This window comes from Actinoallomurus iriomotensis (assembly GCF_030269445.1).
Taxonomy (GTDB): Bacteria; Actinomycetota; Actinomycetes; order Streptosporangiales; family Streptosporangiaceae; genus Actinoallomurus; species Actinoallomurus iriomotensis.
The window spans coordinates 168,603-190,764 of the sequence record NZ_BSTJ01000006.1; the positions used below are offsets into that span (position 1 = coordinate 168,603).

Annotated in this window: 23 protein-coding genes; 10 read left to right on the forward strand and 13 right to left on the reverse strand. The window is 71.4% G+C overall.

What is annotated here, in order from left to right; all coding sequences use genetic code 11:
- The first annotated feature begins 118 nt into the window (after positions 1-118).
- On the forward strand, positions 119-292 hold the full coding sequence (locus QSK37_RS24640) for a hypothetical protein (RefSeq protein ID WP_285625291.1): 174 nt from the start codon (positions 119-121) through the stop codon (positions 290-292).
- Positions 270-1,139 carry an alkyl sulfatase dimerization domain-containing protein gene (locus QSK37_RS24645; RefSeq protein ID WP_285625294.1) on the forward strand — a complete coding sequence of 290 codons (870 nt, stop codon included), beginning with the start codon at positions 270-272 and terminating at the stop codon, positions 1,137-1,139. The genes QSK37_RS24640 and QSK37_RS24645 overlap by 23 nt, the downstream gene beginning before the upstream one ends.
- A gap of 5 nt (positions 1,140-1,144) precedes the next feature.
- Here the strand turns inward: QSK37_RS24645 and QSK37_RS24650 are convergent, their stop codons facing one another.
- Positions 1,145-1,591, reverse strand: coding sequence for a hypothetical protein (locus tag QSK37_RS24650; protein ID WP_285625296.1), 447 nt, complete (start codon positions 1,589-1,591; stop codon positions 1,145-1,147).
- 171 nt (positions 1,592-1,762) lie between these two features.
- Here QSK37_RS24650 and QSK37_RS24655 point away from each other — a divergent pair, with 171 nt between their 5' ends.
- The 3 genes from QSK37_RS24655 (at position 1,763) to QSK37_RS24665 (ending at position 4,528) form a co-directional block, all read left to right on the forward strand.
- Complete coding sequence (locus QSK37_RS24655) at positions 1,763-3,031, forward strand: sensor histidine kinase (protein WP_285625298.1); 1,269 nt, start codon at positions 1,763-1,765, stop codon at positions 3,029-3,031.
- Positions 3,019-3,666, forward strand: coding sequence for a response regulator (locus QSK37_RS24660; protein ID WP_285625300.1), 648 nt, complete (start codon positions 3,019-3,021; stop codon positions 3,664-3,666). The genes QSK37_RS24655 and QSK37_RS24660 overlap by 13 nt, the downstream gene beginning before the upstream one ends.
- Before the next feature lie 64 nt (positions 3,667-3,730).
- On the forward strand, positions 3,731-4,528 hold the full coding sequence (locus QSK37_RS24665) for a DUF4097 family beta strand repeat-containing protein (RefSeq protein ID WP_285625303.1): 798 nt from the start codon (positions 3,731-3,733) through the stop codon (positions 4,526-4,528).
- Between the two features lie 8 nt (positions 4,529-4,536).
- On the opposite strand, the gene QSK37_RS24670 is transcribed toward QSK37_RS24665, so the two are convergent.
- On the reverse strand, positions 4,537-5,241 hold the full coding sequence (locus QSK37_RS24670; RefSeq protein WP_285625305.1) for a DNA alkylation repair protein: 705 nt from the start codon (positions 5,239-5,241) through the stop codon (positions 4,537-4,539).
- 87 nt (positions 5,242-5,328) lie between these two features.
- On the opposite strand from QSK37_RS24670, the gene guaA reads away from it, so the two are divergent.
- Positions 5,329-6,900, forward strand: a complete 1,572-nt coding sequence (gene guaA / locus QSK37_RS24675) for a glutamine-hydrolyzing GMP synthase (RefSeq protein WP_285582546.1) — start codon at positions 5,329-5,331, stop codon at positions 6,898-6,900.
- Between the two features lie 3 nt (positions 6,901-6,903).
- Here the strand turns inward: guaA and kynU are convergent, their stop codons facing one another.
- From kynU to QSK37_RS24705, 6 genes are all read right to left on the reverse strand, one after another.
- The gene (gene kynU, locus QSK37_RS24680) at positions 6,904-8,151 is read right to left on the reverse strand and encodes a kynureninase (protein WP_285625307.1); all 1,248 of its coding nucleotides are present in this window, start codon (positions 8,149-8,151) and stop codon (positions 6,904-6,906) included.
- A gap of 87 nt (positions 8,152-8,238) precedes the next feature.
- Positions 8,239-9,447 carry a CU044_5270 family protein gene (locus tag QSK37_RS24685; RefSeq protein ID WP_285625309.1) on the reverse strand — a complete coding sequence of 403 codons (1,209 nt, stop codon included), beginning with the start codon at positions 9,445-9,447 and terminating at the stop codon, positions 8,239-8,241.
- Positions 9,440-10,006 carry an RNA polymerase sigma factor gene (locus QSK37_RS24690; RefSeq protein ID WP_432705595.1) on the reverse strand — a complete coding sequence of 189 codons (567 nt, stop codon included), beginning with the start codon at positions 10,004-10,006 and terminating at the stop codon, positions 9,440-9,442. Before QSK37_RS24690 ends, QSK37_RS24685 begins: the two co-directional genes overlap by 8 nt.
- Before the next feature lie 98 nt (positions 10,007-10,104).
- On the reverse strand, positions 10,105-10,953 hold the full coding sequence (locus QSK37_RS24695) for a haloalkane dehalogenase (RefSeq protein ID WP_285625311.1): 849 nt from the start codon (positions 10,951-10,953) through the stop codon (positions 10,105-10,107).
- A gap of 9 nt (positions 10,954-10,962) precedes the next feature.
- Positions 10,963-11,340 carry a pyridoxamine 5'-phosphate oxidase family protein gene (locus tag QSK37_RS24700; protein WP_285625314.1) on the reverse strand — a complete coding sequence of 126 codons (378 nt, stop codon included), beginning with the start codon at positions 11,338-11,340 and terminating at the stop codon, positions 10,963-10,965.
- The gene (locus QSK37_RS24705; protein WP_285625317.1) at positions 11,337-12,152 is read right to left on the reverse strand and encodes an NAD(P)H-binding protein; all 816 of its coding nucleotides are present in this window, start codon (positions 12,150-12,152) and stop codon (positions 11,337-11,339) included. The genes QSK37_RS24700 and QSK37_RS24705 overlap by 4 nt, the downstream gene beginning before the upstream one ends.
- A 73-nt stretch (positions 12,153-12,225) precedes the next feature.
- Between QSK37_RS24705 and QSK37_RS24710 the strand changes: the two genes are divergently transcribed.
- A complete protein-coding gene (locus tag QSK37_RS24710) occupies positions 12,226-12,801 on the forward strand; it encodes a TetR/AcrR family transcriptional regulator (protein ID WP_285625320.1) in 576 nt (191 codons plus the stop codon).
- A 508-nt stretch (positions 12,802-13,309) separates the two neighbouring features.
- On the opposite strand, the gene QSK37_RS24715 is transcribed toward QSK37_RS24710, so the two are convergent.
- Positions 13,310-13,585, reverse strand: coding sequence for a histidine kinase dimerization/phospho-acceptor domain-containing protein (locus QSK37_RS24715; RefSeq protein ID WP_285625322.1), 276 nt, complete (start codon positions 13,583-13,585; stop codon positions 13,310-13,312).
- A 71-nt stretch (positions 13,586-13,656) separates the two neighbouring features.
- Between QSK37_RS24715 and QSK37_RS24720 the strand changes: the two genes are divergently transcribed.
- Entirely contained in the window at positions 13,657-14,568 is a 912-nt protein-coding gene (locus tag QSK37_RS24720) for a cupin domain-containing protein (protein ID WP_285625325.1), read from the forward strand.
- A 60-nt stretch (positions 14,569-14,628) separates the two neighbouring features.
- Here QSK37_RS24720 and QSK37_RS24725 read toward each other — a convergent pair whose 3' ends face one another.
- The 4 genes from QSK37_RS24725 to QSK37_RS24740 all read right to left on the reverse strand — a co-directional run bounded on the left by QSK37_RS24725 (position 14,629) and on the right by QSK37_RS24740 (position 19,220).
- Complete coding sequence (locus QSK37_RS24725; RefSeq protein WP_349497986.1) at positions 14,629-15,369, reverse strand: SRPBCC family protein; 741 nt, start codon at positions 15,367-15,369, stop codon at positions 14,629-14,631.
- 103 nt (positions 15,370-15,472) lie between these two features.
- Entirely contained in the window at positions 15,473-16,318 is an 846-nt protein-coding gene (locus QSK37_RS24730) for an FAD binding domain-containing protein (protein WP_285625331.1), read from the reverse strand.
- Positions 16,315-18,729 carry a xanthine dehydrogenase family protein molybdopterin-binding subunit gene (locus QSK37_RS24735; RefSeq protein ID WP_285625333.1) on the reverse strand — a complete coding sequence of 805 codons (2,415 nt, stop codon included), beginning with the start codon at positions 18,727-18,729 and terminating at the stop codon, positions 16,315-16,317. The genes QSK37_RS24730 and QSK37_RS24735 overlap by 4 nt, the downstream gene beginning before the upstream one ends.
- The gene (locus tag QSK37_RS24740) at positions 18,726-19,220 is read right to left on the reverse strand and encodes a (2Fe-2S)-binding protein (protein WP_285625336.1); all 495 of its coding nucleotides are present in this window, start codon (positions 19,218-19,220) and stop codon (positions 18,726-18,728) included. The genes QSK37_RS24735 and QSK37_RS24740 overlap by 4 nt, the downstream gene beginning before the upstream one ends.
- A gap of 485 nt (positions 19,221-19,705) precedes the next feature.
- Here QSK37_RS24740 and QSK37_RS24745 point away from each other — a divergent pair, with 485 nt between their 5' ends.
- Positions 19,706-20,323, forward strand: coding sequence for a TetR/AcrR family transcriptional regulator (locus QSK37_RS24745; RefSeq protein WP_285625338.1), 618 nt, complete (start codon positions 19,706-19,708; stop codon positions 20,321-20,323).
- A 78-nt stretch (positions 20,324-20,401) separates the two neighbouring features.
- Entirely contained in the window at positions 20,402-22,066 is a 1,665-nt protein-coding gene (locus QSK37_RS24750; RefSeq protein ID WP_285625341.1) for a serine/threonine-protein kinase, read from the forward strand.
- The last annotated feature ends 96 nt before the right edge of the window (positions 22,067-22,162 follow it).

The window sequence follows — 22,162 nt, forward strand, 5'->3', positions numbered from 1 at the left end:
GAGAGTCGCCGTCGGCGCCTGAGGCGCCTCGTTACCTTCTGGTGGCTCTGAGCCGAGGCGATGCCGGAAATCGGCAGAGCAGCGCACTGATCGCTGGCTCGTTTCCGAGGAGATCGCCATGAGTGTCATGCCGCCGCTGGAGCATGCCGTGTCCGAGAACGTCTACGCCGGGACCGCGATGAACCGGCGGGCGATCTTCATGTACGGCTCCGCGCTGCCCAAGAGCGCCACCGCACCACTGGCCGACGTGGGGCACCCGCGAGCTCACCGTGTTCCTCTCCCAGCAGCGTGACCTGTACGGCTATCTGCACGATCAGACGCTGCGGCTGCTCAACCAGGGCTTCACCGGCCCGGAGATCGCCGAGATGTTCGAGCTTCCGCCGGCGCTGGACCGGGTGTGGCACACCCGCGGTTACTACGGCTCGGTGTCCCACAACGTCAAGGCCGTCTACCAGCGCTACATGGGCTGGTTCGACGGTAACCCCGCGCACCTGTGGGAGCTCCCGCCGCAGGAGTCGGCGCGCAGGCACGTGGAACTGATGGGCGGCCCGGAGAACATCCTGCCCAGGGCAGAGGAGGCCTTCGAGGCCGGCGAATGGCGGTGGGCCGCCCAGATCCTCAACTACGTGGTGTTCGCCGACCCGGCCCACGACGCCGCGAGGGAACTCCTGGCGAAGGTCTACGACAGGCTCGGCCAGGGCAGCGAGAACGGCACGTGGCGGAACTTCTACCTGCAAGGCGCCGCCGAACTGCGCGGAGGCAAGCCGGCGAACCCCCTCGACGGCGCCGGCCCCGACGTCGCCGGCGCGCTGAGCGTCGAGCAGATCTTCGACTCCCTGGCCGTCCGCGTCAACGGCCCCGCCGCCTGGGACGCCCGCCTGACCATCGACTGGAACCTCACCGACCTCGACGAAGAGATCAGGATCAGCCTGGTCAACGGGGTCCTCACCCAGACCCGGCCGCATGAGGTGACCCCGGCCGACCTCACGGTGACCCTGACCAAGCCGCGGTTGCTCGCACTGGTCGCCTCCGGAAGCCTGCACGACGACGTCCAGACCTCTGGCGACCGCCAGGCCCTCACCACCCTGCTGGGGTTCCTCGACGACGCCGATCGTGACTTCGACATCGTCACCCCGTGACGGTCTCACGCGCGCGGGACCGTGCGGGCGGCCAGTACGGCGCAAAGGACGGCCAGCGGGATCTCCAGGCACGCGGCCATCGCGATCGCCGTCGCCTGGTCGGCGCCCGGCGCCGCGGTGGTGACGTCGAACCACGCGTCGACGGTCAGCAGGGTCGCGGTGACCGCCGCCGCCAGGCAGCGGCGGGGGTCGCGCCGGTTCAGCAGCACTCCCGTCGTGATCAGGCCGATCGCCTCCAGGCCGTCCAGCCCCACCCACGCGGTCGACCAGTGCGCGGCGGTCGTACTGGCGGGGAGTCCGACGGCCAGCACGACCAGCCACGGGATCAGCGCGAGTCCCGAACCGATCAGGCCGAGCCCCACCCAGCGCACCCGGCCGCGCCACCGTGCGGATGACGGCAGGTCAACGGGCGTCTCGGAGGACACGGGCGCGGGCCTGACGCAGGTGATCATTGGTGCGGTCTCCTTCTGAACCCGGCCGTTCCGGGACGATCACCAATGTGCCGGTCGCCGCCATCACCGTCAGTAACGGAGATATCCGACGTGGGGGTAGTGCTAGCTTCACCATGAAAACTGCGAGAAACGACATTGCAGCCGACAAAGTGCGGAAACTAGGGTCCTGGCATGGCGATCACGCTCCCGGCGCGGCGAGCGTTCCACTGGGGGAACGCGCACGCTCCGTGGTCACCCTGGGCGTGGCGGAACACGACGTTCGTCACGGCCGGGGTGCCCGTCCACTTCACCGCGCTGGCGATCTTCTCGGTGCCGTGGCTGTTCGCGGTCTCGACGACCGGGGTCCTGCTCGCGCTCGTGATCTCGGTCGGGCTGCCGATGGCCGCGCTCCGGCCGCTGACCGCCGTCCAGCGACACCGGTTCTGGGCCCTGCTCGGCCTGGACGTGCCCGCCGTCCCCCGCGAACGTCTCGGCCGCGGGGCCGTCGCGGCGATGGTCCGCTCGCCCACGACCTGGCGGCAGCTCGCGTACCACCTCCTGGTGGGGCCCGTCATCGCCACCGGTGGGCTGCTGGTCGTCGCCATGTGGGCGACCGGTCTTCCCCTGGCGCTGCTCAACACCTATTCGTGGGCGCTCCGCCCGTCCAGCCCGCTCGCGCTGACCGGGCACGCGGTGACCGACGGCCTCCTCAACGCGGGCGGCGTCGTTCTGCTGCTGATCGCCCCGGGGCTGGCCGGCGCGATCGTCCGGCTGGACACGCGGGTCGCGCTCGCCCTCTTGGGGCCCAGCCGGGCGGACGAGCTCGAACGCCGGGTCGAGGACCTCGCGGAGAGCCGCGCCGGCGTCGTCGACGCCGCGGACGCCGAACGCCGGCGCATCGAACGCGACCTGCACGACGGCGTACAGCAGCGGCTGGTCGCGCTCGCCATGAACCTCGGGCTGGCCCGCGAGACCCTCACCGGCGTACCCGACGACGCCATGGAGGTGATCGCCGAAGCGCACCGGGAGGCCAAGGAGGCCCTGACCGACCTGCGCAACGTCGTCCGTGGCCTGCACCCGGCCGTCCTCGACGACCGCGGGCTGGACGCCGCGCTGTCCGGCATCGCCGCGCGAGCGCCCCTCCCCGTGCGGCTGCAGGTCGACGTGCCCGAACGCCCCTCACCGACGGTCGAGGCTGTCGCCTACTTCGTCGCCTCCGAGGCGCTCACCAACGCGGTCCGGCACGCGCGGGCCGAGCAGGTGCGGATCGTCGCGGCCCGCGACGGAGACGTCCTGCGGATGGTCATCACCGACGACGGGATCGGCGGTGCGGAGCCGTCGAAGGGCACGGGCCTGACCGGCCTGCGTCAGCGCGTCGGGTCGGTCGACGGTACGTTCCGGATCAACAGCCCGGCCGGCGGGCCGACCGTCCTCACCGTGGAGTTGCCGTGCGCGTTGTGATCGCCGAGGACTCGGTCCTGCTCCGGGCCGGGCTGATCAAGCTGCTGGAGACCTCGGGATTCGAGGTGGCGGCCGCGGTCGGCGACGCCGAGGCGCTGCTCGCCGCGGTCGAGGAGCATCGGCCCGACGCCGTCGTCGCGGACGTGCGGATGCCTCCCGGCCACAGCGACGAGGGCGTGCGAGCCGCGCTCGTGATCCGGCGGCAGTGGCCGGACACCGCGGTGCTGCTGCTGTCGCAGTACGTCGAGGAGCGGTACGCCGCGGACCTGCTCGCGGCGAACACCAGCCGGGTCGGCTACCTGCTCAAGGACAGGGTCGCCGACGTCTCGGCGTTCATCGACGCGCTGCGCCGGGTGGCGGCCGGGGAGACCGCGCTCGACCCGGAGGTCGTGGCCCAGCTCCTCCTGCGGCGGCGCAGCGACCCGCTGGACCGCCTGACGCCACGCGAGCGCGACGTACTGGCCCTCATGGCCGAGGGACGCTCCAACAGCGGCATCGCCGAGGCGCTCGTGGTCAGCGACAGCGCCGTCGCCAAGCACATCAACAACATCTTCACCAAGCTGGACCTGCCGGCCGCCGACGCCGACCACCGCCGCGTCCTCGCCGTGCTGCGCTTCCTGGGCGTGGGTTCATGACCGAGCAGAGCGAGGGAATCGAAGGCACGGTCCGGTGGTCACTCCCTCCGACGAAGGAGGGTTCATGACCGGCGCCGAGCGGCCGCGCCGCCGGGGCGTCTGGATCGCCGTCGCCGCGGTCACGGCCTTCACGGTGATCGTGCCCGTCGGCGAGAAGTTCTGGGGTCGCCTCCTCCGCCAGACCGAGAGGCTCCCGGCCGTCTCGTACGGGCACGCGATCAGCGCCCTCGAGATCGAGGCCGGCAGCGGTTCGGTGACGGTCGGCGCCGGGCCGCCCGGCCGGGTGACCGTCGGGCGGACACTGCGATGGACGATGGGCAGGCCGAACGTCGGACTGTCCTGGAAGGGCGACACACTGGTCCTCAAGACGGACTGCGGCGGGCGCGAGATCCTGTTCTCCGGCTCCGGATGCGACGTCGACCTGGATGTACGGGTTCCGGCGGGTGTCACCGTGCGGGCCACGGTGAGCTCGGGGACCATCACGGCTCAGGGGCTCACCGGTGCCGTCCGTCTCCAGGCGCACTCGGGAACGGTGAACGTCGAGCGGACGCGCGGCCCCGTCTGGGCGCGGGCGAACTCCGGCGCGATCAACGGCACCGACCTGTCCTCGCCGCAGGTGGACGTCGGAACCACCTCCGGGGTCGTGGGGCTCGGCTTCGCCGACGCTCCACAGCAGGTGAAGGCCACGGCCCGCTCCGGATCCGTCACCGTCGCCCTGCCCCGCGGCTTCCGTTACCGGGTGCACGGCACGTCATCGTCCGGGGACGTACGAGTCGACGAGGGCCTCCGCGACGACGGTTCGAGCCGCCGGATCGACGTGGCCACGAGCTCCGGCGCGGCCAGAGTGCGCTACGAGCCCTAGAGCCGGCCCTAGCGCCGGTAGGCGGCGAGCAGGGCCTCGCGGTCGCTGTCCGGGAGGTGGCGGACGGCCTCGCGGATGGTCACGCCCGACACCACGGTGACGTGGTCGCGGACCCAGGCCCGCACCCAGGCCGGGTCGGACTTGGCCAGCTCGCGCAGCACCCAGCCGAGGGCCTTGCGGATGAAGAACTCGCGCTCCGCGACGAGCGCGTCGCCGTACCGGGCGAGGCGCTCCAGGTCGGCGGAGCCGGAGCGGATGCCCGGGAGCAGCGCGAGCAGGGCGCTGCGCCGGATCCAGAAGTCGTCGTCGCCGACCCACCGGTCGAGCGTGCCGGCCAGCTGCGGATGCCGGGTGACCAGGCCGCCCGCGATCTTTTCGGCGAGCGTGTCCACGTATGCCCAGCTGAGCGAGTCACGGATCAGCCGTTCGGCGAAGGAGAGATCGTCGGCGATCAGCAGCGGGACGCCCCGTCTCAGCACCTCGATCGCGACCATCCGGCGTTCGTGTACCGGGGCGCTCCACAGCTCCTCGGCCAGAGTGAGGATCTCCTCGCGGGTGAGATCGGTGGCGGCGGCGATCGCGAGCTTCCTGAGGGCGGGAACCCGTACTCCCAGGTGGCGCAGGTCGCTTTTCAGATAGCGTTTTTCCTGTACGGCGCGGGCCGGGTCGGCGAGTTCGCCCAGCTGCGCCTCGATGTCCTCCGCCGTGATCACCCGATCAGTATGGGCTCCTACGAGGGAAAACGTTCGTCGTTTCACCACTAGACTGTGGCTATCCCGCGACTCCGAAAGGCGTTCTTGGTGTCCGTCGAGTCAGTCGAGCAGTCCTTCGACACGGTCCTCGTTGTCGACTTCGGGGCGCAGTACGCGCAGCTCATCGCCAGGCGTGTGCGTGAGTGCCACGTGTTCAGCGAGATCGTGCCCTCGACCATGCCGGTCGCCGAGATGCTGGCCAAGCGGCCCAAGGCGATCATCCTGTCCGGCGGGCCCGCGTCGGTGTACGAGCCCGGTGCGCCGCCGGTCCCCGACGGCCTGTTCAAGGCCGGGGTGCCGACCCTGGGCATCTGCTACGGCTTCCAGGCGATGGCGCGGGAGCTGGGCGGCATGGTGGCCAACTCCGACATCGCCGAGTACGGCCGTACCGACCTGACCGTGGTGGACGAGGGGACGCTCCTCGCCGGCCTGCCCGCCGAGCAGTCGGTGTGGATGTCGCACCGGGTGACCTGCAGCGCGCCGCCCGCCGGGTTCATGGTGACCGCCCGTACCGCGAGCGCCCCGGTCGCCGCGATGGAGGACCCGGCGCGCCGCCTCTACGGGGTGCAGTTCCACCCCGAGGTCATGCACACCGAGCACGGGCTGACCGTGCTGCGGCACTTCCTCGCCGCGGCCGGCTGCCGCCCGTCGTGGACCATGGTCAACATCGTCGAGGAGTCGGTCGAGGCCGTCCGCTCCCAGGTCGGCGACAAGCGGGCGATCTGCGCGCTGTCCGGCGGGGTCGACTCCGCGGTGGCCGCCGCGCTCGTCCAGCGGGCCATCGGATCCCAGCTGACCTGCGTCTTCGTCGACCACGGGCTGCTGCGCAAGGGCGAGGCGCTCCAGGTCGAGAAGGACTTCGTCGCCGCGACCGGCGTCGACCTCAAGGTCGTCGACGCCTCCAGCCGGTTCCTGTCCGCGCTCGACGGGGTCACCGACCCCGAGGAGAAGCGCAAGATCATCGGCCGGGAGTTCATCCGGGTCTTCGAGGAGTCCGCCCGCGAGATCGTCGACGCTCACGGCGAGGCGGTGGAGTTCCTCGTGCAGGGCACGCTCTACCCGGACGTGGTCGAGTCCGGCGGCGGCACCGGCGCGGCCAACATCAAGTCCCACCACAACGTCGGCGGGCTGCCCGAAGACCTGAAGTTCTCCCTGGTCGAGCCGTTGCGCACGCTGTTCAAGGACGAGGTGCGCCGGCTCGGCGAGGAGCTCGGCCTGCCCTCGGAGATCGTCTGGCGGCAGCCCTTCCCGGGCCCCGGCCTCGGCATCCGGATCATCGGCGCCGTCACGCGCGAGCGGCTCGACCTGCTCCGCGAGGCCGACGCGATCGCCCGGGAGGAGCTCACCCGGGCCGGTCTCGACCGCGACATCTGGCAGTTCCCGGTCGTGCTGCTCGCGGACGTGCGCTCCGTGGGCGTGCAGGGCGACGGCCGCACGTACGGTCACCCGGTGGTCCTGCGCCCGGTGACCAGCGAAGACGCGATGACCGCCGACTGGGCACGGCTGCCGAACGAGGTCCTGCAGCGCATCTCCACGCGCATCACCAACGAGGTCGCCGAGATCAACCGGGTCGTCGTGGACATCACGAGCAAGCCGCCCGGCACCATCGAGTGGGAGTGACCCTCAGGTCACCCGCGCCGGCTCGCTGGAGAAGCGTTCGTACGTCCGGTCGGCCACGATCGTGCGCAGGCGGTCGAGGCCGTCCCACACCTCGGTGAAGCTCGTGCTGATCGGTGCGGGGCCGAGCCGGAGCCGGTCGGGCGTCCGGTAGTCGGGGATCACCCTGTCGGCGATCATGGCCTGCGCCATGCGCCAGGCCTCGGGGTGGCGCAGCGCGACGTGTGAGCCGCGCCGCTTCGGGTCGGCGGGGGTGGCCAGGGCGAGGTCCGGCAGCCAGGCCGCGGCCAGGTCGATCAGGTAGCCGGTGAGCGCCTCGCCCTTGGCCCGCAGCCGGTCGATCCCGGCCTCGGCCAGCAGCCGTACGCCCTCCTCGACCGCGGCGATCGCCATGATCGGCGGAGTGCCGACGAGGAACCGGCCGATCCCGGACGCCGGGTCGTACGCCGGGCCCATCGCGAACTGGTCGCGCTGCCCGAACCAGCCCCAGATCGGCTGCCGCAGATCCTGCAGCTCCTTCCGGACGTACAGGAAGGCAGGGGAGCCGGGGCCGCCGTTCAGGTACTTGTAGGTGCAGCCCACCGCGAGGTCCGCGCCGCTCGCGTCGAGCCGTACGGGCACCGACCCCGCGGAGTGGCACAGGTCCCACAGCACGAGCGCGCCGGCCTCGTGGACGATCTCGGTCACGGCGGCCAGATCGAGCAGCGCGCCGGAGCGGTACGCGACGTGCGACAGGCTGACCAGCGCGGTGTCCGGGCCCACGGCCTCTCGGAGGGCATCGAGGTCCAGGCCCTCGTCGAGGTCGGTGTGCAGCACCCGCAGTTCGAGGCCGCGCTGGGCGGCCAGCCCCTCCAGGACGTACCGGTCGGTGGGGAAGTTGTCGTCGTCGGTGACGATCACGTTCCGGTCCCGGCGCGCGTCGAGGGCGGCGACGGCGAGCTTGTAGAGGTTGACCGTGGTGGAGTCGGAGACGATCACCTGGCCGCCGGCCGCGCCGAGGAGGGTCTCGCCGATCAGGTCACCGACCCGGTACGGCACGTCCGCCCAGTGACTCCACGACCGGATCAGGTCGGCGCCCCATTCGTCCCGTACGACACTCGCGATCCGCTCGGCGGTCGCCTTCGGCAGCCGCCCGAGGGAGTTGCCGTCGAGGTAGATCAGCTCGGGATCGTCGCGCACGAAGGCGTCCCGCAGCGAGGCGAGCGGATCGTCGGCGTCCAGCGCGGCCGCGTACTCCCGGGACGTGTCGGTCATGCCGCTCACTCTAGATCGGGCGCCGGCCCTTACGACCGGGAGCCGCCGTGCCCGGCGAGGCGGGCACGGCGGCTCGTGCAGTGCGGGCTACCTCGGTGCGGTGTTCGTCCACTCCGCCACGGCGAACACCTGGTACGAGGCCACCTCACCGGTCTTGAGGAAGCGGTCCGGCATGTCCGTGGCCCTCAGGCGGCGGGGCCTGCCGTCGTCACCCGGCGGAAGTGCCCGGCTGCCGTGCGGCGGCGTGGCCACCAGGTCGCGGATCGCCAGGAGCCGCCCACCGGCCGGATCGATGATCCACTGACGCTCGTAGGTGCCCAGTTGCTTGGGCGCGGTGTACAGACCGAGCGGCATGGTCGTCACCATCGGCATGGAGACCACGCCTCCGGTGCGGCCCATCGGGTCGGTCGCCGTGCCCCCGACCTTGACGCCCGGCAGGGTGGCGAGCATCCGGAACGCCGCCGCCCGCACTCGCGGCGGGGCGGGCGCCTTCGACAACAGGGTCGAGGCCACCTCGCTCAGCGCCCGTGTGCGTTCGGCACCCCGCAGGCTCCGGATGGGTTGCTTCTCGGGCGTGGAGGAAACGGCGTGCCAGTTGCCCCTGAGGTTCAACAGAGTGTTCTCGAGCGCCTTGGCGTCGGTGGGCAACTGGGCGACCTGCTCGGCCGACAGGCCGAAGTAGTCACCGTCGAACGGGCGCGCCGGAGTCGTACGCGGGGAGCGGGACGCTTGCGTGCTCATCTCCACCTGCGTCACCACCCCGGTGCCGTCGGGATTGGGCACGTCCACCATTTCGGGGGATCCTGCCTGCCGCCACTTGATCATGTCCTTGGCCGCCACCGGGTGGCCGAGCTCATCCACGATCGCGAGGCTCCCTTTGCCGTCCTGGCCGACCCAGGTGATGCTGCGCTGCCTCGCATCGACCTCGTAGCTGTTCGCCGCGCTCTTGCCGACCCCGTAGATCTGCCCTATGACCGTCTCGGTGTGCCAGTATCGGCCGGTCGGTGCCTTCTCCGCGCTCGTCGCGGCCGCCAGCAGCACGTTGCCGGAGGCCGCGCCCCGGCCGCCATGGCCAGGGGCGACACCGTCGCCCGAACCACCGGGCGCGAGTACGGCGACCGCGGTCACGGCCGCGGCGGCCGTCGCCGCCACGCTCACCAGCGGGATCGTGAAACCGCGCCGCCGGCGACGCGGTGCCGGGTCGGACCGCCAGGCGGTGCGCAGGGCGAGCCGGTCCGGGTGTTCCTCCTGGGCCAGCGCGGTCCGCATCTGGCGCAGGGCGTCCATCTCATCCATCGTTGTGCTCCTTGGGAAGGGCGCTGCGGAGCTTGATCCGGGCCCGGTGGATCTTGGCCTTGACGGTGCCGAGAGGGAGGTCCAGAGCCGCGGCGATCTCGGCGTACGACATCTCGCCCCAGGCGAGCAGCAGGACGGCGTTGCGGTCCTGGGGGCGCAGTGAGGCGAGCGCCTTGGCCAGGCGGGGACCGAGCGCCGCGGCCGACGCCCGGTCGCTGGCCCGCTCGGCGACGGCGTCTTCGGCGGGGTCGACACCGGTCCGGGCGAACGCCCGGTACATGCGGGTCTCCTGCCGATGATGCCTGGCGATCAGGTTGCTGGCGATGCCCCACAGCCACGCACCGAAGTCCGTCCGGCCGTCGAATCTGTCCCGTCGCCGGAACGCGGTCGTGAACGTCTCCGACACCAGGTCGTCGGCGAGGGTGCGTCCCAGCCGTCGACTGATGTAGGCGTGCAGCCGTGGCGCATGGCGGCGGAACAACTCACCGAACGCCTCGGCGTCCTCAAGAGAAGCCGCGACGATTCTCGAGTCGTCGCGGTCATCCCTGGTATGACTCACCATGGCCATGAGCCGGGATGTCCCTTCACAGAAGGTGTCCTTTGCTCTAGGAGTGCTGACACCCTCCTCTATCCCGAAGCTCGCTCACCGGTTGCGGTCTAGATCCGGTGTCGGCCCCGCCAGCTCACGACGGCGGCGGCGATCAGGTCGGGGCGGTCCTCGGGCGTGTGGTGGCCGGCGACCGCGTCGTACCGTTCGACCTCCAGGCCGGCCAGGTGGCGCTCACACCAGTCGATCATCTCGGGGGTCATCATCGCGCCGGGCCCGGGGGCGAACGTGATCAGTAGCTTGGGCACGTCCGGGCTGGCCGCGAGCCACGCGTCGTACGCCTCGACCCGGGCCACGACGTCCGCCGGTTCGCCGCCGAGCGGCATCGACCGTGCCCAGCGCAGCAGCGGGAGACGGCTCTCGCGCGTGGGGTACGGCGCGCGGTAGGCGGCGATGTCGTCCTCGGCGAGCGGGGTGGCGACGCTGCCGGGGAGCATCTCGATGAAGGCGTTGTCGTCGAGCATCATGACCTCGCCCCGGTCGCTCTTGATCGCCTCGAACAGCGCCCGGCCGGCCTCGGGGAACTCCTCCCAGGCCATGGGCTTGACGATGGTCTCGGTGACCGCGATGCCGCGCACCCGCTCCGGATGCCGGGCGGCCCAGTCGAAGGCGAGCGCGCCGCCCCAGTCGTGCCCGACCAGGATCACCTCGTCGAGGGCGAGCGCGTCGAACCAGGCGTCCAGGTACCGCGCGTGGTCGGCGAAGGAGTAGCCGATGGCGGGCTTGCCGGACTCGCCCATGCCGATCAGGTCGGGCGCGAGCCGCCGCCCCGGCACGGCCGGGATGACGTCGCGCCACAGGTGGGAGGAGGTGGGGTTGCCGTGCAGGAAGACGACGGGCGCGCCGTCGCCTGTGTCCCGATAGAAGATCGTGGAGTCGAGTACTCGCTGGATGGGCATGAGGGCCTTTCAAAGGTTGAGTCTCATCACGTGGTCGACCGCGATCTCGATCACGACCCGGCCGGGCGGGTCGGGCGGCGGCGATCCGTAGCGTTCGGCGTAGCGGCGTACGCCCTCGGCCACCCGCGCCGGGGCCGCCGACACGGTGGCGGTGCCTTCGAGAGTGACCCAGCGGAAACCGGCCACCTGGCAGAGGGCGGCGCGGCCGCCCGCCACCAGGTTGCGGGCCTTGCGCGAGGACCCCACCGTCAGGACGCGGGCCATGCGCGCGGCGCCGTCCCAGGTGAAGCGGACGGCCACCACATGGGGCGACCCGCCGGGCCGCAGCGTCGTCAAGGTGGCGACGTGCGGCCGGGCGAGGAAGTCCTCCAGCGGGTCGCGGGTCACCGGAAGGCCGCGACGTTCCGCCGCGCCCAGTCGGCGAAGGTGCGCGGCGGGCGGCCGAGGATCTGCTCGACGGCCGGGCTCACCTCCTGCTCGGCGGCGGTCGGATCGCCGAGGATGGTGAGCGTCGGCTCGACGACCGGCTCGGGCATGAACCCCAGCATCTGCGCGCGGGCCTCGTCGCGGGTCTGCTCGACGAACCGCACCGGCTCGCCCAGCGCCTCGGCGATCGCCGCCGCCCGTTCGCGTGGAGTGATCGCGGCCGGGCCGGTGAGCACGTAGGTGCGGCCCTCGTGGCCCGGCTCCCGCAGGACCGCGGCGGCGACCTCGGCGATGTCGGCCGGATCGATGCTCGGCAGGCCGACGTCCGCGAACGGCGCGGCGGCGACCCGGTTCGTGCGGATCGGCTCGGCCCACGCGTACGCGTTGGAGTGGAATGCGCCCGGCCGCAGGATCGTCCATTCGAGGCCCGACGCGCGTACGGCCGTCTCGAAGGTCACCGGGTGGCGGTAGCCGCCCGGCCGGGTGCCCGCGCCCTGAGAGGACAGCAGGACCACCCGCCGTACGCCGCCCGCCGCGGCGACCTCGAGCACGCCCCGCGGATCCTCCCCGGCGACGAGCAGGAACAGGGCGTCGGCGCCATCCAAGGCGGTCTTCAGGCTGGTGGGTTCGGCGAGGTCGGCCGCCTGGTGCCGGACGCCGCCGGGCACCTCCGCGGGGCGGCGCGAGACCGCCCTCACCTGTTCGCCGGCGGCGGCCAGCGTCCGTACGAGCTCCGCGCCGACGTTTCCGGTCGCCCCTGTCACCACGATCATCGAATCGCTCCTTAGTCAGTCAACTAACTGAGACCGTAGCCGACTCCGGCCGGTCGCGTCTACAGTTAGTCGGGTGACTGACTCAAAAACCGGGCGGGGGCCCGGCAAGCGGGAGCGGCTCGCGGGCGCGGCGGCCCGGGTGCTGCACGAGCAGGGCGTCGAGCGGACCACGCTCGCGGACATCGCGCAGGCGGCCGACGTCCCGGTGGGCAACGTCTACTACTACTTCAAGACCAAGGACCAACTGGTCGAGGCCGCGATCGACACGCAGGCGGACCACCTGCGGAAGACGATCGCCGCACTCGACCGGCTGCCCTCGCCCGAGGAGCGGCTCAAGGCGCTCGTACGCGGCTGGGTCGACGGCCGCGACGTCGCCGCTCGGTTCGGCTGCCCCACGGGCAGCCTCGCCGCCGAACTGGACAAGCGCGCCGACGGCCTCGACCGTACGGTCGCCGCCGTCATGCGGCGGCTGATCGACTGGATCGAGGGCCAGTTCACGGCGATGGGGCGCGACGACGCGCGGGAGCTCGCCGTCGCCCTGTTCGCCGCGTATCAGGGGATCTCCCTGCTCACCAACACCTTCCGGGACCCGGAGCTGATGGCCGCCGAAGGCCGCCGGCTGGAGCGCTGGATCGACTCTCTCAGCTGATCACGATGAGCTCGGGCGTCACATGCCGTAGTCCTGCAGGAGGTTCAGCCAGATCTCGCTCGTGGCCGGGAAGGACGGAACGGCGTGCCAGAGCCGATCCAGGGCGACCTCGGCGGTCACCGCGATGATGGCTCCGGGCAGGAGGTCGACCGTCGTCGGGCCGGCCGCCGACGCGGGCGACGATCACGTCGCCGCAGACGCGGGCCTGGTGCTTGCCCATGTGGGTGAGCAGGTTGCGTCCGTTGACGTCCCCGACGGCGTACAGCCGGCCGTCAGGCACCTCGGTCGCCCGCATGCGACGGTGGTCTCCTTGGCGCCGAGGGCGTGCAGTGCCTGCGACATCTCACAGGCGACGGGCCGCCGCCGATCACGATGAGCCGCTCGGGTACCCGCCGGACGGGCGTGCCGGGCCCGCACCGAGCACGATCACGTCGAAGACAGAGTCCTCGTTCAGCACGACGTTCTCCTTGCACGGTCCTCGGCCGGGCGTGTCGCCCGGACCTCCCGTTCAAGCGGGGGCGGTGCCAGGGCGAAGGCGTGGCCGGCGGTGACGGCGGCGCGCTTCACGATCGAGGATGTGGTCGATTTGATGGAGAATGGCGGAGCCGGCGTGATGAATGCCGGTGGCGAAGCCGACCTCTTCGGCGGAGAGGTTCTTGCGCGGGTTGTCGGCCAGCAGCCAGGCATAGACGAGTATCGAGGTCAGGGGTGTGCGCAGCGCATGCGACAGCTCGGTCACGAGTTGTGGTGCGAGCTCTTGACCCTGGTGTCGGTTGTCATCCATGACCTCGAGCCTCGTCGCCTAAGATTGAGCGAACAAGGCGTATGAGTCTCAATTTCCCGCGCGAGCGTCTCATGGACACTGTCAGTCGGCTTATCCAGATGGCGAGACTTCAGGCGAGCCTGGACAAGCGTTGCCTCCTCGCCGGCACGACCGTCATGGACGTGTCCGAGTACGCCGAGGGCGAGGTGCCCTTCCACGTGCTGCTTGACGGCACCTGCACACTCGAACTCCCCGGCCGGCGTCTCGAGCTACGGCCCGGTGACGTCGTCCTGCTTCCGCGAGCCGAACCCCACCGCATCCGCACGGCCGGCGCCGGACGGGCTCAGAGAGCGGTCGAGACGCCGGGCGAGACGTTCGACACCATCCGCAGCCCGGCCGGCGAGGAGATGATCGACCTGTTCTGCGGACATTACTCGTACGGTTCCGGCGCGGGCACGATGCTCTTCCGGAGCCTCCCCGACCCGATCCATGTCTCCTTCGCCGAATCCGGCGAGGCGACCGAGGTCGTGCGGATGCTGAGCACGATCATGCGCCGCGAGGCGCAGAACGACGGGCCCGGCACGGCCGCCATCCTCTCCTACCTCTGCGGCGCCCTGCTCGCGATGGTGCTACGGAAGTCGAACCGGCGGCCGGCCGACACGGCACTGTGGACCGCGGCCGACGACGAGCGGATCCGTGGCGTCATCGACGTCCTGCTCCGCGAGCCCGGCGCCGACTGGTCGATCGCACATCTCGCGCAGATCGCCGGCATGTCGCGGGCCACGTTCGTCCGGCATTTCTCCCATCGCACGGGGATGACCGTCGGCGCCTTCCTCACCCACATCCGCATGATGATCGCGGCCGATCTGCTCACCGATACCGACCTCACCGTGGCCGCGGTCGCCGCCAACGTCGGGTACCACTCCGAGTCGGCCTTCGGCCGGGCCTTCCGTCTCGCGAGCGGATCGCCCCCGGCCCGATTCCGCCGGAGCGCGGCCGCGTAGCCGAGCCGACGGCCACCGGCTCCGATGCCCCCGCCCGGCGCGGGCGGCCAACTCAGCTGATCACTTGCGCCGGACGCGCCGAACGATCCGCCACAGGCCCACCAGACCCACGAGGGCGAGCGCCACGGGTGCCAGCCGCTTGGCGATCGAGGGGCCCGCGAACTCCAGCAGGTTGATCGCCTCGTCGTTGGACGCGCGCGCCGCGACGGGCCGCTGCGCCGCCGGCTGCGGCGGGGTCTCGGCGGGTGCGGCCTGCGGTTCCGCGGCCTCGGCGGGCTGCGGAGCGCCGTCACCGCTCGGCGCGGGCTCGGCCTGCGGCTCCGCCGGAGCGGCCTCGGGCGCCTCTGCGCCTTCTGCGGGCCGTGTGATCTCCTCGGCGAGGTTGTCCGCGAACCGCCCGACCAGCTTGCCGCCGACCTCGGACATGATGTTGCGGCCGAACTGCGCCGGACGCCCGGTGATGTTGAGCTTGGTGTGCACCGTGACCCGGGTGCTGTCGCCCTCGCCGTGCAGCTGTGCCTGGACGTTCGCGCTGGCCGTTCCGGCGCCGCGCGCCTCCTTGCCGGTGCCCTCGATGGACACCGTGTGGGTGTCCTCGTCGCGCGCGGCGATGCGGGCCGAGCCCTTGTACGTGATCGTCATCGCCCCGAGCTTCACCTTGAGCCGGCCCGTGAAGTCGTCGCCGTCGACCGAGTCGAGTGTCGCGCCGGGCATGCACGGAGCGATCCGCTCGATGTCGAGCAGGACCGCCCACGCCTGGTCCACGGGCACGGGAACGGTGAATTCATGATCGAGTTCCATGGACATCCTCCCAGATGGAGCCTATGAGGGCCCCCAAGCTCCGCTGACGCGGGGTATGCACGACTGCATACCCCGCGCCGGCGGAGCCAACATGCGACGAGTTCTAGACGCCGGCCGCCGCCGACAGCGCACGTGCGGTCAGGACCGTCGCGAGGTGCCGGCGGTAGTCGGAGGATCCGTGCAGGTCGCTGGGTGGGCTGGTGCCCTCGGCGGCGCTTGCGGCCGCCGCGCGGAACGCCTCCCGGTCGGCCGCGCCGCCCCGGACCGCCGCCTCCACCGCTGACGCGCGTACCGGCGTCGAACCCATGTTGGTCAGGCCGATCCGGGCTCCGGCGACCTCGCCGCCCGAGCGGTCGACGAGGCACGCGACGCCGACGATGGCCCAGGCCTGCGCCGTCCGGTGGAACTTCTCGTAGTGGAAGCCCCAGCCGGCGAAGGCCTTCGGCAGGCGGACGCCGACCAGGACCTCGTCGGGTTCGAGCGTCGAGGTCAGGTAGTCGGCGAAGAACTCGGCCGCCGGGATCTCCCGCGACGACGTGACGAACACCCCGTCCATCGCCAGCACGACCGCCGGCAGGTCGCCCGCCGGGTCCGCGTGCGCGAGCGAGCCGCCGAAGGTGCCCCGGTGGCGTACGGCCGGGTCGGCGACGGTCGAGGTGGCCGCCGCGACCAGGGGCGCGTGCTCGCGGATCAGCGGATCGCGCAGCACGTCGTAGTGCGTCGTCATGGCGCCCACCAGCAGTGAGGAGCCCTCGTCGCGCACACCGTGCAGCTCCGGCACCGAGGCGACGTCGATCAGCACCTCGGGGAACGCCAGCCGCAGGCGCAGCAGCGGCAGCAGGCTCTGCCCGCCCGCGATCACCTTGCCCTCGTCGCCGGCGTCGCGCAGCGCCGAGACCGCCTCATCCAGCGACGACGGCCGGACATAGTCGAACGATCCGGGAATCATGCCTCACTCCTGCTGTCCTCGGTGGCCGATCCGAGCCCGCCGCCCGCACCGGGCCGCGTCGAGTGTTCCGGTCCACCCCCGCGCAAGGCCCGCCACACGCGTTCGGGCGTGCACGGCATCGGCACGTCGTCCACCCCGTACGGGCGGAGGGCGTCGACGATCGCGTTCACCACGGCGGGCGTGGAGGCGATCGTGCCGGCCTCGCCGACGCCCTTGACGCCCAGCGGGTTCGTGGTCGCCGGCGTCTCGGTGCGGTCGGTGGTGAACGTCGGCAGGTCCGAGGCCGCCGGGAGCAGGTAGTCGGCCATCGTCGTGGTCGTCAGGTTGCCGTCGGCGTCGTAGACCGCCTCCTCGTACAGCGCCTGGGCGATGCCCTGCGCCAGGCCGCCGTGCACCTGGCCCTCGACGATCAGCGGATTGACCACCTTGCCGACGTCGTCCACCGCGACGTACGAGCGGATCTTGACGTACCCGGTCTCGGTGTCCACCTCGGCGGCGCACAGGTGCGTGCCGTGCGGGAAGGAGAAGTTGTCCGGATCGTGCGTGGCGTCGGAGTCGAGCGACGGCTCGAAGCCCTCGGGCAGGTCGTGCGCCGCGAAGGCGGCCAGCGACACCTCCTGCAGCGTCCGCGACTGGTCGGGCACGCCGCGTACGGAGAACGCGCCTCCTTCGAAATCGATGTCCTTCTCGTCGGCCTCCAGCAGGTGCGCGGCCATCCGGCGGGCCTTGTCGATCACCTTGTCGCAGGCGTTGTACAGCGCCACGCCGCCGACGGCGAGGGACCGCGAGCCGTAGGTGTCCATGCCCTTGGGCGAGACGGCGGTGTCGCCGTGCAGCACGCGTACGTCCTCGAACGGCACGCCCAGCCGGTCGGCGGTGATCTGCGCCCACGCCGTCTCGTGCCCCTGCCCGTGCGCCGACGAGCCGGTCACCACCTCGACCTTGCCGGACGGCAGCACCCGTACGGACGCGTGCTCCCAGCCGCCCGCGCCGTACGACAGCGAGCCGAGCACCCGCGACGGCGCGAGACCGCACATCTCGGTGAACGTCGAGACGCCGATGCCGAGCTGCACGGGATCCCCGCGGTCGCGCCGGTCGGCCTGTTCGGCGCGCAGCTCGTCATAGTGGAACAGCTGCCGCGCCTTGTCCGTCGCGGCCTCGTAGTTGCCGGAGTCATAGGTCAGCCCGGCGATCGTCTCGTACGGGAACTCCTCGTGCTTGATCCAGTTACGGCGGCGCACCTCCAGCGGGTCGAGGGACAGCTCGCCGGCCAGCTCGTCCATCAGCCGCTCGATCGCGTACGTGGCCTCCGGCCGGCCGGCGCCCCGGTACGCGTCGGTCGGGGTCTTGGTGGTGAAGATCCCGGCGCACTTGAAGTGGTAGGCGTCCATCTTGTAGATGCCGTTGAACATGAACGCGCCCAGCAGCGGGATGCCCGGCGTGACCAGCATCAGGTAGGCGCCCATGTCGGCGAGCAGGTCGACCTTGAGCCCGCGGATCCGCCCGTCCGAGTCGGCCGCCAGCGACAGCCGCTGGATCTGGTCGCGGCCGTGGTGGACGGTCGCGTTGCCCTCGCTGCGCGACTCGGTCCACTTGATCGGGCGGCCGAGCCGTTTCGTCAGCAGGAGGCAGGCCACCTCCTCGCCGTACACCTGGAGCTTGGAGCCGAAACCGCCGCCGACGTCCGGCGCGACGACCCGGAGCCGGTGCTCGGGGATGCCGGTCACGGTGGCCAGCATCAGCCGCAGGATGTGCGGGATCTGCGTCGCCGACCACAGGGTGTACTCGTCGCCCACGGCCGAGCAGACCACCGCGCGCGGCTCCATCGCGGTCGGGATCAGCCGCTGCTGGACGTACCGGCGTTCGATGACGACCGGCGCGTCACGGAAGGCCGCGTCGATGTCACCCGCCTCGAAGACCCACTCGTAGGACTTGTTCGTGCCCTTGTCGGCGTGGACGAGGTCGGCGCCCTCCCTGACCGCCGACTCCATGTCCAGCACGGCGGGCAGGGACTCGTAGTCGACGTCGATCGCCTCGAGCGCGTCCGCGGCGGCGTACCGGTCGCGGGCCACCACGACGGCCACCGGCTCGCCGACGTACCGGACCTCGCTCACCGCGATCGGCGGATGGTCCGGCAGCACCATGTCCTCGGTGACCGGCCACGCGCACGGCAGGCTGCCCTGCTCGTCGGCCAGGTCCGCGCCGGTGAAGACCGCGATCACGCCGGGCCGCTCGCGGGCCTCGCTCACGTCGATCGCGGTGATGCGCGCGTGCGCGACCGGGCTGCGCAGGAACGCCGCGTGGAGCAGGCCCGGCAGCTGGATGTTGTCGGTCCAGTTGGTCCGTCCGGTGATCAGCCGGGCGTCTTCGGAGCGCAGGCGGGCGCTGCCGATCTCGGGGGCGGCGGTCATCGGGTGGCCTCCTGCTGCGCCGGCTTCGGGCTGAGGTCGCCGGCGGCTCGCCTCACCGCTCGCACGATGTTCTGGTAGCCCGTACAGCGGCACAGATTGCCTTCGAGCCCCTCGCGTACCTCCTCGTCGGAGGGGTCGGGGTTCTCCCGCAGCAGGTCGAGCGCGGCCATGATCATGCCGGGGGTGCAGTAGCCGCACTGGAGGGCGTGCTCCTGGTGGAAGGCGCGCTGGAGCGGGTGCAGCCCCTGGCCGTCGCCGAGACCCTCGATGGTGGTGACGTCCTGCCCGTCGGCCTGGACGGCGAGGACGGAGCAGCTCTTGACGCTCATGCCGTCGAGGAGGACGGTGCACGCGCCGCAGTTGGATGTGTCGCAGCCGATGGGCGTCCCGACCTTGCCGAGGCGGTCACGGAGATAGTGGGCGAGTAGAAGACGCGGCTCGACGTCATCGTCGTATTTGACTCCGTCGACCTCTATGGACACGCGCGGCATTCGTCCTCCCTGGATGAACTGTTTGCGAACCTGGGCGTGCCAGGCATCCAGGAGGTCCGCGGGTGCGTCTGTGCGCCGGCCACATGACGTTGCCTTCTTCGTCGAAGGAAAGTGGCAGAGGGGAGCGTCGCGGTGGCGCTCTTTCGTACGAGGAGTGCGTCGCGGTGGTGGTCAGCCCTTGGCGGGCTGCTCGGGCAGGACCACCTTGTGGGTACGGCGTGCGCCGGAACGATGCTTGCGGCGGATACGCGCGGAGGCTTTGCGGATGCGTCTGGTGCGGCTACGCGGCATCACGAACTCCTGTGGCAAGGAGGCTGGTGGTGCCAACGTAAGCCTCAACACCCCCTGTAGACCAGAGCTGGCGCAACGTCGCCACCGGATCATCACCGACCACTCTCGTTCACTTGACCGTCCCGCGGCGCCACGAGGCGTTTCGATTCGGGCGCGGGCTTGTCGTTCGTTCCGGCTGTGGTAGCACTGCACGCATGGACGACAAGAGCGGTCAGCGCGCCGGTTACCACCACGGCTCCCTGCCCTCGGCTCTCGTCGCGGCGGCGCTCGACCTCCTGGACGAACGCGGGCTCGACAAGGTGAGCGTGCGCGAGGTCGCGCGCCGAGCCGGCGTGTCGCCGGGGGCCCCGTTCCGGCACTTCAGCGACCGGCAGGCGCTGCTGACGGCGGTGACGGACCGGATCCTGGCCGACTTCGAGGAATGGCAGTCCGCGGCGCTCGCGAGCGCCCAGGGTCCGGCGATGCACGCCTACGGTCTGGGGTTCGTGCGGTACGCGATCCGGCATCCGCACCGTTTCGAGCTGATCAAATCGAGGGTCTTCGGCGCCGAACAGCCGGACGAGCTCCGGGGCCGGCTGTCCCGCCTGGAGCAGACCCTGGGCGACATCGTCGTGGCGGGCCAGCGGGCGGGCGAACTCCCGGACGGCGACCCCATCATGATCGCCATCGCGGGTCAGGCGCTGGTCTACGGGCTGTCCCAGATGATCATCGATGGCTATCTGCCGCGGTCCGAGGGGGAGGGGCTGGCCGAGCAGGTGCTGAACGCGTTCGGGCCGTCGGTCACGGGGTGCGGTCGCGGAGGCGACGCGTAGCCCGTTCTGCTTTCTCCCGTCTTCTCGTCATGAGAGAGTCAAGACTCTGATCTTGGTGTGAAGGCGAGGGTGCGCGGAGTGTCCAGCGGCAGGCTGCTACCGCTCAAGCCGGGTGATCCGCAGCGGGTCGGTCAGTACCTCCTGCTCGCACGGCTCGGAGCCGGCGGGATGGGCCGGGTCTACCTGGGCCGCTCGCAGGGCGGCCGTACGGTCGCGGTCAAGATCGTCCATCCCAACTTCGCCGACGACATGCGGTTCCGGCGGCGGTTCACGCAGGAGGTCGCGGCGGCCCGGCGCGTCGGCGGGTTCCATACCGCGCAGGTGGTGGACGCCGACACCGACGCCGATCCGCCGTGGCTCGTGACGGAGTACATCGCCGGTCCGTCGCTGCAGGAGGCCGTCGACGAGCACGGGGCGCTGCCCGAGCGGACGGTGGCGGCGCTCGGCGCGGGCCTGGCCGAGGGGCTGACGGCGATCCACGCCCGCGAGGTGGTCCACCGGGACCTCAAGCCCGGCAACGTGCTGCTCGCCTCGGACGGCCCACGGATCATCGACTTCGGCATCGCCCGCGCGCTGGACGCCACCTCGCAGACCACCCGCAGCGCCCTGATCGGCACGCCCGGGTACATGTCGCCCGAGCAGTTCCGCGGCCGCGAGGTCGGACCGGCCAGCGACGTGTTCTGCCTGGCGGCGGTGCTGGCGTTCGCCGCCACCGGCCGGGGACCGTTCGGCGAGGGGCCGGGTGACGCCCTCGGCTACCGGATCGTCAACGAGGAGCCCGACCTGACGGGCGTGCCCGCGTCGCTGCTGCCCCTGATCGCGGCCGGCCTGGAGAAGGACCCGGACGACCGGCCCGGCGTCGGGGAGTTCCTCGACCACTACTCCGCGCTGGTGGACGGCGAGGGACTGTCGCTGCCCCAGCCCGTCAACACGATGATCGTCACCCAGGTGGCGGAGACCAGCGCCCTGACCGGCGCGACCGTCCCCGATGACGTCCACGAGAACGCGAAGGCTCCCGGGCCGCCGCCGGTCCCGCCCCAGTTCGCACCCCCGCCTCCGCCGCAGGGCCCTCCCTATTTCCCACCTTCGTCTCCGCCGCCGAACAAACCCGCGCGGCAGCAAGCGGTGTACGGGGTGGCGGCCCTGGTGGGTGCGGTGCTGCTCGCCGCGATCGTCTGGTTCGTCGTCAGCCAACAGGACAAGAACGACGCGTCGGGTTCGGGCGACGCGCGGGCGAGCGAGTCCCAGTCGTCCGATGAGGAGACCCCGACGCCGGACCCCACCGGCCAGGCGTTCGCGGCCATCTCGGCCGGCGACTGCCTGAACGCGTACATGGACCCGCACGCGAGGGACGAATGGAGCGAGGACCTGCCGCGTGCGGTCGACTGCGACCGTACGGACGCCTACGTGCGGGTCACCCGGGTGACGGACGGCACCTGCGACGACAAGCCCATCGACGGGAACGCGACGTGGAGCTACCGCGGCACGGGGAAGCCGGTCAACCTCTGCCTCGAACGCCAGCTTCGCGTCGGTGAGTGCTTCCTGGGGGTCCACGGCTCGAAGAAGGGCAGGCCCGCCATCAACTCCTTCGGGCTGATGACCTCGTGGGAATGCGGCAAGAGCACCGTCCCGCAGGAATTCAACTACATACTCCAGGTCACCGGGCTCACCAACGGCGCCTGCCCCAGCGACTCCTACACCTGGGACTTCCGCGGCGGCAACCTGTGCGCCAAGGTCGATTGAGGTCGAGCCTCGGGGCCGCCGTCACCGCGGTCTGAGTCAGGAACCTTGACCGGCGGCGGTCGCCCTGATGTAATCACCGCTTACATGAGGAAGGAG